The 12,733-nt window shown below is 72.5% G+C and carries 9 protein-coding genes and 1 pseudogene; 8 read left to right on the top strand and 2 right to left on the bottom strand.

Annotated features, from left to right (window positions below; all coding sequences use genetic code 11):
- Positions 1-127 precede the first annotated feature (127 nt).
- From ACIBEA_RS02990 to ACIBEA_RS02980, 3 genes and pseudogenes are all read left to right on the top strand, one after another.
- Positions 128-1,417 (top strand): hypothetical protein, encoded by a 1,290-nt coding sequence (locus ACIBEA_RS02990; RefSeq protein WP_399257257.1) that lies wholly within the window; start codon positions 128-130, stop codon positions 1,415-1,417.
- 187 nt (positions 1,418-1,604) lie between these two features.
- Positions 1,605-2,487 (top strand): annotated as a pseudogene (locus tag ACIBEA_RS02985) (glycoside hydrolase family 19 protein); the annotation flags it as partial.
- Between the two features lie 401 nt (positions 2,488-2,888).
- The gene (locus ACIBEA_RS02980) at positions 2,889-3,557 is read left to right on the top strand and encodes a hypothetical protein (RefSeq protein ID WP_399257255.1); all 669 of its coding nucleotides are present in this window, start codon (positions 2,889-2,891) and stop codon (positions 3,555-3,557) included.
- Between the two features lie 51 nt (positions 3,558-3,608).
- On the opposite strand, the gene cynS is transcribed toward ACIBEA_RS02980, so the two are convergent.
- Together cynS and ACIBEA_RS02970 are read right to left on the bottom strand one after the other, a co-directional pair.
- Entirely contained in the window at positions 3,609-4,079 is a 471-nt protein-coding gene (gene cynS, locus ACIBEA_RS02975) for a cyanase (RefSeq protein ID WP_399257253.1), read from the bottom strand.
- Between the two features lie 44 nt (positions 4,080-4,123).
- Complete coding sequence (locus ACIBEA_RS02970; RefSeq protein ID WP_399257251.1) at positions 4,124-4,741, bottom strand: carbonic anhydrase; 618 nt, start codon at positions 4,739-4,741, stop codon at positions 4,124-4,126.
- 146 nt (positions 4,742-4,887) lie between these two features.
- Here ACIBEA_RS02970 and cynR point away from each other — a divergent pair, with 146 nt between their 5' ends.
- The 5 genes from cynR (at position 4,888) to ACIBEA_RS02945 (ending at position 12,649) form a co-directional block, all read left to right on the top strand.
- A complete protein-coding gene (cynR, locus tag ACIBEA_RS02965; RefSeq protein ID WP_399257249.1) occupies positions 4,888-5,814 on the top strand; it encodes a transcriptional regulator CynR in 927 nt (308 codons plus the stop codon).
- 108 nt (positions 5,815-5,922) lie between these two features.
- The gene (locus tag ACIBEA_RS02960; protein WP_399257247.1) at positions 5,923-6,768 is read left to right on the top strand and encodes a methyltransferase domain-containing protein; all 846 of its coding nucleotides are present in this window, start codon (positions 5,923-5,925) and stop codon (positions 6,766-6,768) included.
- A gap of 273 nt (positions 6,769-7,041) precedes the next feature.
- The gene (gene upp, locus ACIBEA_RS02955) at positions 7,042-7,710 is read left to right on the top strand and encodes a uracil phosphoribosyltransferase (RefSeq protein WP_399257245.1); all 669 of its coding nucleotides are present in this window, start codon (positions 7,042-7,044) and stop codon (positions 7,708-7,710) included.
- A complete protein-coding gene (locus ACIBEA_RS02950; protein WP_399257243.1) occupies positions 7,707-8,663 on the top strand; it encodes an EamA family transporter in 957 nt (318 codons plus the stop codon). Before upp ends, ACIBEA_RS02950 begins: the two co-directional genes overlap by 4 nt.
- On the top strand, positions 8,660-12,649 hold the full coding sequence (locus ACIBEA_RS02945; RefSeq protein ID WP_399257241.1) for an amino acid adenylation domain-containing protein: 3,990 nt from the start codon (positions 8,660-8,662) through the stop codon (positions 12,647-12,649). The genes ACIBEA_RS02950 and ACIBEA_RS02945 overlap by 4 nt, the downstream gene beginning before the upstream one ends.
- Positions 12,650-12,733 lie beyond the last annotated feature (84 nt).

Below are 12,733 nucleotides of genomic sequence, written 5' to 3'. Positions count from 1 at the left end.
TGGTTCCGTCATCGTCACCGCATCGCCGCCGACGCTAAATTCGCCTCAATCGACCACCGCTCCCCACCACATATCGGGCAGGGTTCCGACCCGGGGCTTCATCGCGCCCGGCCAACGAAAGGGCATGATGAGCCACTCAAGAATTTCCGGCCGCCGGGCCAAAGGGCTGATCGCCCTCATCACAACCGCCGCATCGACGCTCGCCGCCACAATTGCCGTGGCCGGCCCCGCCGCCGCCGCCCAGGGAGCCACCCCCGCCGCCAACGCCGGCGCCGTTCAGGCCGGGCAGTCCTGCACGGCGGCCGACCTGGGCAAGCGCCACCCGTTCATCAAGTCGACCGAAGTCGTCCCGACGATCACCCACTTCAAGGGCTGGTTCGTCACCGCGGGCTCGACCGGCTACCAGAACGTCACCACCAGCACCCAGACCACCATCTCGGTCTCCGTCGGCCTCAACGGCGAGATCAAGGGCGATTTCGCCGTCGAGGCCCTCGGCAGCGTCGGCGCGATGCTGGGCCTGAACGTACAGGTGAACTACTCCTCCACCAGCAGCGAGTCGACCTCGGTCAGCTGGAACTTCAACGACCCCGGCTACTACGGCGTCTACAAGGGCACCAAGAAGGTCACCGGCACCTACGGAAGCCTCAACTGCAACCGCGCCCAACAGGGCGACGGCAGCTGGGCGCTGAAGTGGATCGAGGGGCCCGACAGCGGCAGCTACACCACCTACACCACCCTCGAAGAGGGCGCGGTGCGCTGCGAGGACAAGGTGCCCGCCAACAGCATCATGCGCAAGGCGCAGGGTCTCCTGGACTGCGAGACCCCGCCCCGGGCCGGACACGCACCGGGGCCGGTGGCCTCCGCCAAGGCCACCGCGGCCAGGAACGCGGCAGCGAAGGACACGGCGAAGGGCGCAGCGGGCACGGCGGCCACCGCGCGGACCAGTGCGCCCGCCACGCGGGCCGCCCTGAACTGCCAGTCCGACGTCTACCGGATCCACGTCCCCGGCAAGGCCCTGAACTGGAGCGCACCGGCCCTGGCCAACGACGGCGTCCGGCTGCGCGAATCCAACTGGACCAGCGCCCACCTGGACAACTGGCGGCTGTGCAACGTGACGGAGCGCAACGGGGTGATCGAGGCGTCCCTGTGGAACTGGGGCAACGGCGGGTGCGCGACCATCCCGGCCAACATCGCCAACCAGGAGCAGGCCTACCTCACAACGGCCGCTTGCGGGGAGGACGACCTCCAGCGGTTCTACATCTATCGCGACGTACCTGGCGGCTCGAAGGTCGGCCTGCAGAACAAGTACACCGGCTCGATGCTGGGCCACGACCGGTACGCGGACGGGGAGTTGATCCGTCAGTACTCCAGCGGCAGGCCGGACGGTACGGGTACGTACGACCTGGTGAGGGTCTGACCCCTCCCCGCCGGAGGCGGTCCCTCTGACGGGGGGATCGTCGGGGGCGCACATACGCCGAAGCTGGTCTAGACCTTGACAGGTCCAGACCAGCTTCGCTTGAGTGGCAGTAGTCGCCCCCCACGGCAATTCCCCCCACCCAAGGAGCAGTTCCGTGATCCGTGCGCTACGTCGCCGCTCCCTCGCCCTGGCTTCCGCCGCGGCCGTGACCGCCGCCCTCGCCATCGCCCTGCCCGCCACCCCCGCCGCCGCGGCCGCCGCGTGCGCGGGTCCGTGGGCCTCCTCCGCCGTGTACACGAACGGGATGGCCACCTCGTACGGCGGTCACAACTGGCAGGCCAAGTGGTGGACGCAGGGCGAGACCCCCGGAACCACCGGCCAGTGGGGCGTCTGGTCCGACCAGGGCGCCTGCGGCGGCGGTCAGGACCCGGACCCGGGCCCCGGGCCGGGCCCGTCCGGATTCGTGGTCTCCGAGGCGCAGTTCAACCAGATGTTCCCGAACCGGAACCCGTTCTACACGTACAACGGCCTGGTCGCGGCGCTGTCGGCCTACCCGGGCTTCACGCACACCGGTGACGTCACCACCCAGCGCCGCGAAGCCGCCGCCTTCCTGGCCAACGTCGCCCACGAGACGGGCGGGCTGGTGTACATCGTCGAGCAGAACACGGCCAACTACCCGCACTACTGCGACGCGTCCCAGCCCTACGGCTGTCCGGCCGGACAGGCCGCCTACTACGGCCGCGGTCCCATCCAGCTCAGCTGGAACTTCAACTACAAGGCGGCGGGCGACGCCCTGGGCATCAACCTGCTCGCGAACCCGTACCTGGTCGAGCAGGACCCGGCGGTGGCCATGAAGACGGCCCTTTGGTACTGGAACACCCAGAATGGCCCGGGCACGATGACCGCCCACACCGCCATGGTCAACGGCGCGGGCTTCGGCGAGACGATCCGGTCCATCAACGGCTCGCTGGAGTGCAACGGGGGCAACCCCGCGCAGGTCCAGAGCCGCGTGGACAAATACCGTTCCTTCCCGCTCTCCGGGGGCGACCCCCGGGGCCACCCAGTCCCCGGCCCCCCGCGCCCCCCCCGCCGGGCGCCGGGGGGGGGGCCGCCCCCCCCCCGGGGGGGGCCCGCCCCGCGCGGCGGGCAGCGGGGCGGACCGACCGCTCACACGACTTCCGGCCAATCGCACCGGAGCGCTGTCCTCCCCCGGGGCGGGTGCTTACGATCACCGGCACCGAGCGGCCCCGGGGAGGCTGAGTCGATGTCAGGGCAGTGGCAGCAACACGGAGGGGGCCGGCAGCCCCACCACCCGGGCCGGCAGCCAGGCCAGCACCCCGGCCGGCACCCCGGCTGGCAGCCGCCCCCGCGATGGCCCCCGTCCTCCGGAACGTATCTGCGGGAGGCGTCGCGGATCCTGGCGAGCACCTGGCGCCCCCTGTTGGGGGCGCTGCTCCTGGCAGAGCTCGCGATGTTCGTCGTGGTCGTGGCCGGGTCCATCGGCGTCCGCGAACTGACCCACCTCCCGGCCAGCGGCATGAGCCGGCAGTCCGCCGACCTCGTATCGCTCACGATCAGCGTCTCGCTGATCCTCTACATGTTCACGGGCGTCCCCGACGCTCTGGCCGCCACCTTGTCCGAGCGGCGGACCCGAAACCAGCCGATCACCGTGCGCGGGCTCCTGCGAGAGGGCGTACCCCGGATGATCGGCTCGGGCAGTGGCTCGGTGCCGCCCGTGGTGCTCGCGTGCGTTCCGCCCCTGGCCGTCCTGCTCTGGGTCCTTTTCGTCTTCGTTCCGGCGGTCAAGACGTACGAGGGCCTCGGCGCGGTACGCGCCATGGGCCGTTCGGCGACCCTGGTCAAGGGAGCCTGGGGGCACGTGTTCAGGACGCGGGTGCTCGCCGTGGTGGTCACGTACGGCGTGTGGATGGCGGCCATGTCGGTCCTGACCCTGTCCGGTGCGCTGCTGGGCCTGGACGTGAGCGGCGACGTCGGCGAACTGTCGCCCCTGGGCATCGGATTCGTGGTCGTGGTGATGCTCGTGGGCTTCGTAACGCTCATGTTCCAGTCCGCCTACGCCGAGCTGGTCATCGTCGAGATGTACAAGGCACTGCGCAGCCGCCACCCGCCCGTGGCCTGACCCGCGACACCTCGACCCGGGGCACGCCGGCCGGCCCATCGCACCGGCCGCTCAGAAGGGCTTGGTGGGGAGGTACTTGCCGTCGAGGGTGATGACGGCGCGCTCGCCGCCGTCCGGGTCGGCGACCTTCTTGACGTCGAGCCGGAAGTTGATCGCGCTGATGATGCCGTCACCGAACTGCTCGTGCACCAGGGCCTTGAGGGTGGTGCCGTACACCTGGAGCATCTCGTGGAACCGGTAGATGGTCGGGTCGGTCGGGATGCCGCCCGGGATCGATCCGCGGGTCGGGACGGTCTGGAGCAGGCGCACGGCGTCGGCGTCCAGGTCGAGCAGCCCGGCGACGGCGACGGCCGCGTCGGCCGGCAGCGGGTGCTGGCCGAGCAGGGCGGCGGTGACGAAGGCGACCGAGAGGCCGGTCACGTCGGCGATCTCCTGCCAGGACAGGTCCTTGCGGGTCTTGGCGTCGACGGCCGTGATCGCGAGGGCCTGTCGGGCGGAGGGGTCGAACTGGGCGTGCAACATGGGGGCTTCTTCCTTCGGTAGGGGTGGTGGTGGAGGGGGAGAGATCAGGCCGCGGGGGCGAAGTCCTCGACGGTTCCGGTGGGGATGTCGTAGACCCAGCCGTGCAGCGCGAGCGTGCCCGCGGCCAGGGCGCGGGCCACCGACGGGTGGGTGGCCAGGTTGGCCAGTTGGGCGCTGACGTTGTCCCGGATCAGGGCCCCGACCCGGTCCGCGGCCGCGTCCCCGTCCGCACCTGCGCTACGGGCGCTACGGGCGCTACGGGCGCTACGGGCCAACGACGCGTCGGCATGGCGCAGCCAGCGTGCGACGGCGGGCAGGTCGGTCAGGTCGTGACCCTCGGCGAGCGCCGTCATGGCGCCGCAGGCGGAGTGTCCGCAGACCACGACGGAGCTCACGCCCAGGGCGGCGACGGCGTACTCGATGCTGGCCCCGACGCCCTCGTCCCCGGGGGCGTAGGCGGGCACCAGGTTCCCGGCGGTCCGGATGACGAACAGCTCCCCCGGCTCCTGCTGGGTGATCAGCTCGGGCACGACACGGGCGTCGGAGCATCCGATGAACAGCGTGTGCGGCCGGTGGGTGGTCGCCAGGCGTGCGAAGAGCCCGGCCTTTGCGGGAAAGACGTCCTGCTGGAAGTGCGCGACACCCGCTGCGAGATCGTGCATGGCCACTCCTTTCGGTGTGCGTCGGCCTCCGTCGATGGTGACGGGCTGACGAGATCCACCATGCATGACCTGCACCTATAGCGTCCAAGTCGTATCCGGCATGATCGATATTGCTGCCATCTATACCTCGGCCTATCCTGGGGTCCATGGCCCCGGAACTGCGTCACCTCCGCTATCTGCTCGCCGTCGCCGAGCAGGGCAGCTTCACCCGCGCCGCCGAAGAGCTGCGGGTCTCCCAGCCGACGCTGTCGCAGCAGATCAGACAGCTGGAGCGCAGTGTGGGCGTCCAGCTCCTGGACCGCAGCGGGCGTACCGTACGGGCCACCGACGCCGGGGCGGCCTACCTGCACTACGCCCGGCGCGCCCTGCGGGACCTGGCCGCGGCCGAGCGGGCCGTGCTCGACGTGGCGGACCTCTCCCGGGGCGCCCTGCGGCTCGCCATGACCCCGACCTTCACCGCGTACCTGCTGGGTCCGCTGGCGGCGCAACTGCACCGGCAGCACCCCGGGATCGGCCTGGACGTCAAGGAGATGACGCAGGCCCAGCTGGAGTCCGGGCTGCTCGCCGACGAGCTGGACCTCGCGATCGCCTTCGCCGGGCCGCACCTCGCGGGCATCGGGGCCACGGAGCTCTTCACCGAGCGCCTCGGCCTCGTCGTGGGCGACTCCCACCCGCTCGCCGGACGCACCGCGCCGCTGCCGGCCGCCGACCTCGCGCGGTGCGATCTCGCGCTGCTGAGCGGCGAGTTCGCGACGCGCTCGCACATCGACGGTTACTTCGCCGCGCAGCGCGTCGCGCCCCGGATCGCCGTGGAGGCGAACTCGCTGGGCGCCCTCACCGAGATCGTCCGGCGCACCCCCCTGGCCACCGTGCTGCCCGACGCCCTGGCCCGCGACCGGCCCGACCTGCACCCCGTGGACCTCGCCCCCGCCCTGCCCGTGCGCACCGTCGTACTGCTGCGCCGGGAGAGCGCGTACGAGAGCGCGGCGGCCCGCGCCTTCACCGCGCTCGCCCTCGCGTGGGGCGGAATCCCGGCCGCCGGAAATTCCGGTGCGGCGGCGCGGCAGACGTGATGGGGTCAGGACGGCCCCGCGCCGGCGCTCCGAGCGCTCCGAGGGCCCGAGCGTGATACGTCGTACCGCGTACGGGCCCCCTCCCCCACCCAAGGATCCGAGGACCACGTGCCCGACACCCCGCCCGACCGCATCGCCGCACTCACCACCGCGATGGCCGCCGCCGACCGGGACCGCGCGGTCCAGGAGGTGCAGACCCGGCACCGGGCGGAGCTGGTGCGGCACTGGGACATCGCGCCCGGCGCCCGGGTGCTGGAGGTCGGGTGCGGTCAGGGCGACATGACCGCCGTGCTCGCGGACGCCGTGGGGCCGCACGGCCACGTGCTCGCCGTCGACGTCGCCGAGCCCTCCTACGGCGCGCCGGTGACCGTCGGCGACTCCGCCGCCCGGCTCGCGGCCGGGCCGCTCGGCCCGCGCATCGACTTCCGCTTCGGTTTCGACGTGCTGGACGAGGAGGCGACGGCGGGCATCGCGGACGGTTCCTTCGACCACGTGGTGCTGGCGCACTGTTCCTGGTACTTCGGCTCGACCGGGCAGCTGGCCGACACCCTGGCCCGGGTGCGCCCGTGGGCCCGTACGCTCTGCTTCGCCGAATGGGACCTCACCCCGCGCTCGGCCGACCGGATCCCGCACCTGCTCGCCGTATTGGCCCAGGGTCAGGCGGCCGCGTACGGGCACGGCGAGGGGGCCAATGTACAGACGCCGATGTCCCGTGACGCGCTGCGCGCCCTGCTCGGCCCCGCGGGCTGGCGGACCGTGGCGGAGCAGGGTGTGGAGACCACCGGCCTCCAGGACGCGGACTGGGAGATCGCCATCTGCCGGGACATGTACGCCGCCCTCGCCCCGGACTCGGCGGTCGCCCGCGCCTTGCGGCCCACCCTGGACACCCTCGACGCGCTCGCCCGCCCCCGGGCCAACCCTCCCCTCGACGCTTACGTCCTGACCGCGCGCTGACGGCCGCCGGGAGCGGCCCGGGCCGCTCCCCGTGCGACCGGATCCGGCCAAGGAAGGGAGCGCCGGGGGCGAGGGCGGCCCGGGGCGGGGAGCGGTCGGAGGTGCTGGTCGGGTCGATGGGGGGTGCGGGCGGCGGCGCTGCGGGCCGTCGGTGGTGGGGGCACGCACGGCGGAATTCGGTCAGGCGTGCGGAAGCGGGACCCTTGCGGACACCAAGTCACAGAGTGTTTGCTCTGTTTCCGTCCGCGTCCCCACCGACGAAGAGCAGGACCCATGTCGACGACCCCGAAAGTCCACGAACTCCCCCAGACCAACCAGCTGCGCGCCCTGCACACGGTCATCCGGGACCGCGGCGCCACCCGCGCCGACTTCGTCCTGTACTCCCGCCGCGTGATCCGATTACTGCTCGAATCGGCCCTGGACCTGCTGCCCTTCGACAAGCACGAGGTGATCACGCCGGTCGGCGAGACCTACCACGGGCTCAAGTTCACCGGGAAGCTGTGCGCCGTCCCGGTGATCCGGGCGGGGGACGCGATGGCCGAGGCCCTGCGGGAGTTCATCCCCGGCATCCGGATCGGCAAGATCCTCATCCAGCGGGACAAGACCACCAAGCAACCGCACCTGCAGTACTGGCACCTGCCCGACGACATAGCCGAGCGGCACGTCCTGCTGCTGGAGCCGATGCTGGCCACCGGCGGCAGCGCGAACGCCGCGATCGGGGTGCTGACGGACGCCGGGGTGCGCGAGGAGAACATCGTCCTCGTCGACTTCCTCGCCGCGCCCGAGGGGATCGCCGCCGTCCACCGCGAGCACCCGGCCGTCACCATCATCACCTCGTCCATCGAGGAGTGCCTGAACCCGAACGCCTTCATGATCCCCGGCATCGGGGACTTCGGGGACCGCTTCTTCGGCACCACCGACTCGGCCGTGGCCGCGCGGTGAGCGGCCACCGGGTCGCGGCGGACTCCGCCGTCACCGCCCTCGCCCCCGCCGTGTGGGGGTCCACGTACCTGGTGACGACCGAATTCCTGCCCGCGGACCGCCCGTTGCTCGCGGCCACGGTCCGGGCGCTGCCCGCCGGATTGATCCTGCTGCTGATCGGGCGCACGCTGCCGCGCGGGATCTGGTGGGCCCGCGCGCTGGTCCTCGGCGTGCTGAACATCGGCGCGTTCTTCACCCTGCTCTTCCTGGCCGCCTACCACCTGCCCGGCGGGGTCGCCGCGCTGGTGGGTTCGGTGCAGCCGATGTTCGTGCTGATCCTCTCGGCCCTCCTGCTGGGGGACCGGATCAAGGGCGTGCACCTGGTGGCCTGCGCCCTGGGCGCCACCGGGGTCGGACTGCTCGTGCTCCAACCGAACGCCGGGCTCAACGCCACCGGCGTGACGGCCGGCCTGTTGGCCGCGGTCAGCATGGCCTGCGGCATCGTGCTCACCAAGCGCTGGGGCCGCCCCGAGGGGGTCGGCCTGCTCACCTTCACCGGCTGGCAGCTGACCGTCGGCGGGCTGGCCCTCGCCCCCGTCGCCCTGCTCGGCGAGGGTCTGCCGGACACGATCACCGGGCGGAACCTCGCCGGCTTCGGCTACCTCGGCTTCGTCGGCGCGCTGCTGGCCTACGCCGTCTGGTTCCGCGGGGTGGAGCGGCTGCCCGCGCTCGCCGTCTCCTTCCTCGGCTTCATCTCCCCCCTCGCCGCGACCGCGCTCGGCTACCTGGCCCTGGGCCAGACCCTGCGGCCGCTCCAACTGGCCGGTGCGGTCGCGGTCGTCGCGGCGGTCGTGGTCGCCCAGCCGCGCGGCGGGCGACGTGAGGCACCCCTGCCGTCGCCCGTCGAAGCTCCCCCCGTGTCCACCGGACCTCCGGCGCCCGCCGCGTCCCGCCCGTCCGGAGTGGCCAGATGACCGCACAGCAGATCAGCGAGCGAGCGGATCCGATCAGCGCGTGGGCCGCCCCTTCGACCGTCCTCTCCGACCTGCTCGCCGAGCAGGTCCGGGTCCGGCCCGGGGCGGTGGCCGTCCGCTGCGCCGATCACCAGCTGACCTACGCCGAACTGGGCTCGGCAGCAGCCCTGTTGGGGCGTCGACTGCGCCGGGCGGGGGCTAGGGCCGACGCCCCGGTGGGCCTGTACGCGGAGCCCTCCCTCGACCTGATGACCGCGGCGTGGGGCATCCTCGACTCCGGCGCGGCGTACCTGCCGCTGTCGCCGGACTACCCCGAGGACCGGCTGCGCTACATGATCGAGGACTCCGCCATGGAGATCGTCGTGACGCAGCGCCATCTCGTTTCCAAGGTGCGGGAGTTGGCACCGATCGGGACCACCGTCCTGGCCCTGGGCGGCGAACCGCCCCGGACCTCCGGCGAGCCGGAGCGCAGGGGCCGGCGCCCCGGGAGGCAGCCGGCCGCCCGCCCGGGCGACCTCGCGTACGTCATCTACACCTCCGGCTCGACGGGTCGCCCCAAGGGCGTGCTGATCGAGCAGCACAGCATCGTCTCCCAGTTGGGCTGGCTCCTGGACCAGGGCCACCTCGGCCCCGGCACCACCGTGCTCCAGAAGACGCCCATGAGCTTCGACGCCGCGCAGTGGGAGATCCTCGCGCCGGCGGCGGGCGGCCAGGTCGTCATGGGGGCGCCCGGCTGCTACCGGGACCCGGAGGACCTGGTCGACACGATCACGGCGCAGGGGGTGACCACCCTCCAGTGCGTGCCCACCTTGCTCCAGGCGCTCCTGGACACCGAACGCCTGGCCTCCTGCGCCTCCTTGCGGCGAGTGTTCTCGGGCGGTGAGGCCCTGACGGTGAAGCTGGCCCGCGCCTTCGCGGCGCAGCTGCCGGACACCCGACTGGTCAATCTGTACGGGCCCACCGAGTGCACCATCAACGCCACCGCCCACACGGTCGATCCCGCGGCCCTCGCCGGACAGGACGCCTCGGCGATCGTCCCCATCGGCGTACCGGTGGAGCGCACCCGGTGCTTCGTCCTCGACGGGGACCTGCGCCCGGTGGTCGGCGCCGACACGAAGGGCGAGCTGTACATCGGCGGGGTGCAGCTGGCACGGGGCTACCTGAACCTGCCCGAGCAGACCCGGGAGCGCTTCCTCACCGCTCCCTTCCTGCCGGACGAACGGCTCTACCGCACCGGTGACCTCGCCTCGTGGAACGAGGACGGCACGATCCGCTTCCACGGGCGCGCCGACACCCAGGTCAAACTGCGCGGATACCGCGTCGAGTTGGAGGAGATCACCTCGGCGATCGAGGAGCACGATTGGGTCCGGCGGGCCGCCGCGGTGGTCACCGACGATCCGCGCACCGGCTTCCAGCAGCTCATCGCGCTCGTCGAACTCAACCCGCGCGAGGCCTCCTTGATGGACCAGGGCGCGCACGGCGCGCACCACCAGTCCAAGGCGAGCAAGCTCCAGGTCAAGGCCCAGCTCTCCAACCCGGGCCTGCGTCCCGCCGCGGCCCTCGAAGGGCGCCCCGTGGCCCTGCTGCCCGGCCGGGAGGCCACGGGCAGCCAGCGGCAGGCCGCCTTCGCCCGCAAGACCTACCGCTTCTACGAGGGCGGCAAGGTCACCCGCGCCGACCTGCGCGAGCTGCTCGGCTCCCCCACCGCGGCCGACCGCGGGCAGGGGCACGAGCACGGAAGCGGGCCGGCGCGGGACCGCGGTCCCGCGCGCTCGGCCGCCGACCTCACGCCGGAGCAACTCGGCGCGCTGCTCCGCTGGTTCGGCCCCTTCGGCAGCGGCGAGCGGTTGCTTCCGAAGTACGCCTACGCCTCCCCCGGCGCGCTCTACGCCGTCCAGATGTACCTGGAGACCGGAGGAGGCGTCGCGGGACTCGCACCGGGGATCCACTACTTCCACCCCGTCGACCACACCCTCGTCCGGATCGGCGACGGTCCGGCGGGCGCCGCGGCGGCCGGCCGCGGCACCCTCCGGGTGCACTTCCTGGGACGCCGGTCCGCCATCGAGCCGGTGTACAGCACCAACATCGAGGAGGTGCTGGAGTTCGAGACCGGGCACATGCTGGGCGTGTTCGAGGAGGTGCTTCCGGAGTACGGGCTGACGGTGGCGCCCGCTCCGCACGGCGGGACGGCGGTGAAGTCCGCCCTGGACGCGGCCGACGAGGACCACTTCGTCGGGAGCTTCGAGCTGGTCCCCGACGACCGCCCGGCGCAGCCGGACCCGGTGGACCTCTTCGTCCAGGCGCACCCGGGCCGGGTCCTCGACCTGCCGGGCGGCCTCTACCGGCTCGACGGGGCGGAGTTCACCCCCGTCGCCACCGAGACCGTCGAGAAGCGGCACGTCATCGCCATCAACCAGGGCGTGTACGAGGCCGCGAGCTTCGGCGTCAGCGCCGTCAGCCGGATCGAGGACGAGCGGCTCGCCTACGTGGTCCTGGGCCGCACCCTGCACCGGCTCCAGCGCAACGGCCTGCGCCTGGGGCTGATGTCGTCCGGCTACTCCTCCCGGTCGGGCCATCCCCTGCCCTCCGCCCAGCGGATCGACGCGGTCCTGGCCGACGCGGGCATCCCCTCGGGTCCGTCGTACTTCTTCCTCGGCGGGAAGGTCAGCGAGGAGCAGGTCTCCTCCACCGGGATGCGCGAGGACTCCGTCCACATGCGGGGTCCGACGGAGATGATCCGGGACGATCTGGCCCGGCTGCTGCCCGACTACATGATTCCCAACCGGGTCCTGGTGCTGGACGCGCTGCCGCTCACCGCCAACGGGAAGATCGACTACGCGACCCTGTCCGCCCGTTCCGAACTCACCGCCCCCGCACGGGGTTCCGGCGCTCCGGTACCACCCCGGACCCGGACCGAGCGGCTGCTCGCCGGGGCCTGGGGCAAGGCGCTGAAGTACCGGGACGCGGACGGCGTGTCGATGACGGACAGCTTCTTCGCGTCCGGCGGCAACTCACTGATCGCGATGACCCTCACCCGCTGGGTCAACCGGGAGTTCGGGATCTCGCTGCCCATGCAGACCCTCTTCGGCCACCCCCGACTGGCGGACCTCGCCGACCGGATCGCCGACGCCGATCCCGAACCCGCCTCCCGGCTGGTGCTGTTGCACGACAGCGGCCCGTCGGACGGCCGGTACGCGCAGGGCCCGGGCTCGCCGGTGTTCTGCTGGCCCGGGCTCGGCGGCTACCCGATGAACCTGCGGCTGCTGGCCCGCGAGGCCCGTACTCGGGGCCCGTTCTACGGGGTCCAGGCGGCGGGCATCAACGCGGGCGAGGCGCCGTACCGGACCATCGGGGAGATGGCCGCCGCGGACGTGGCGGAGATCCGGCGGCTCCAGCCCGACGGCCCCTACACGCTGTGGGGCTACTCCTTCGGGGCCCGGGTGGCCTTCGAGAGCGCCTGGCAGCTCGAACGGTCCGGGCAGCGGGTCGCCGACCTCCTGCTGATCTGCCCGGGCAACCCGAAGCTGCGGGACCCGAACGGGCGGCCGTACCCGCGCGAGTCCTCCTACGCCAACCCCGGCTACGTGACCATCCTCTACTCGGTCTTCGCGGGCGCCATCGGCCACGGGCCGGACCTCGACGCGTGCCTGGCGGCGGCCCGGGACGAGGCCACCTTCGTGGAGTTCGTGGTCGGCCGGTTCCCGGAGCTGGACCCGGGGACGGTCGGGCGGATCACCCGGATCGTCGAGGAGACCTACGAGTTCGACTACACCTTCCACGAGATGGCCGAGCGGTGCCTGAGCGCACCGGTGACCATCGTCCGGGCCGCCGGCGACGACTACTCCTTCATCGAGGGCCGGTCGGGGTACTCCGCCGCCCCGCCGGTCGTCATCGACCTGCCCGCCGACCACTACCAGGTGCTGCGTCCCGAGGGCATCGACGCCCTCGCCGCAGCCGTCCTTACCCGGACCCCGCCCGACGCCTGAGGTCCGTCCGACGCGACGGGCTCCGCCCGCCGCCGTGCCCGTCCGGCTCCGCCCCCGTGCGAGGCCGACCGAAAGGAGGGGCTC

Origin of the sequence: Streptomyces sp. NPDC051555 (assembly GCF_044454405.1) — a bacterium.
Classification (GTDB): domain Bacteria; phylum Actinomycetota; class Actinomycetes; order Streptomycetales; family Streptomycetaceae; genus Streptomyces.
The sequence above is the reverse complement of the archived record's forward strand: the minus strand, read 5'-3'. Positions and strand labels throughout refer to the sequence as shown.

Coding starts and splice junctions, on each gene's coding strand:
- upp (WP_399257245.1), top strand. CDS start 7,042: ATGTCGACGACCCCGAAAGTCCACGAACTCCCCCAGACCAACCAGCTG.
- ACIBEA_RS02945 (WP_399257241.1), top strand. CDS start 8,660: ATGACCGCACAGCAGATCAGCGAGCGAGCGGATCCGATCAGCGCGTGG.
- cynS (WP_399257253.1), bottom strand. CDS start 4,079: ATGTTGCACGCCCAGTTCGACCCCTCCGCCCGACAGGCCCTCGCGATC.
- ACIBEA_RS02970 (WP_399257251.1), bottom strand. CDS start 4,741: ATGCACGATCTCGCAGCGGGTGTCGCGCACTTCCAGCAGGACGTCTTT.
- cynR (WP_399257249.1), top strand. CDS start 4,888: ATGGCCCCGGAACTGCGTCACCTCCGCTATCTGCTCGCCGTCGCCGAG.
- ACIBEA_RS02980 (WP_399257255.1), top strand. CDS start 2,889: ATGTTCGTCGTGGTCGTGGCCGGGTCCATCGGCGTCCGCGAACTGACC.
- ACIBEA_RS02990 (WP_399257257.1), top strand. CDS start 128: ATGAGCCACTCAAGAATTTCCGGCCGCCGGGCCAAAGGGCTGATCGCC.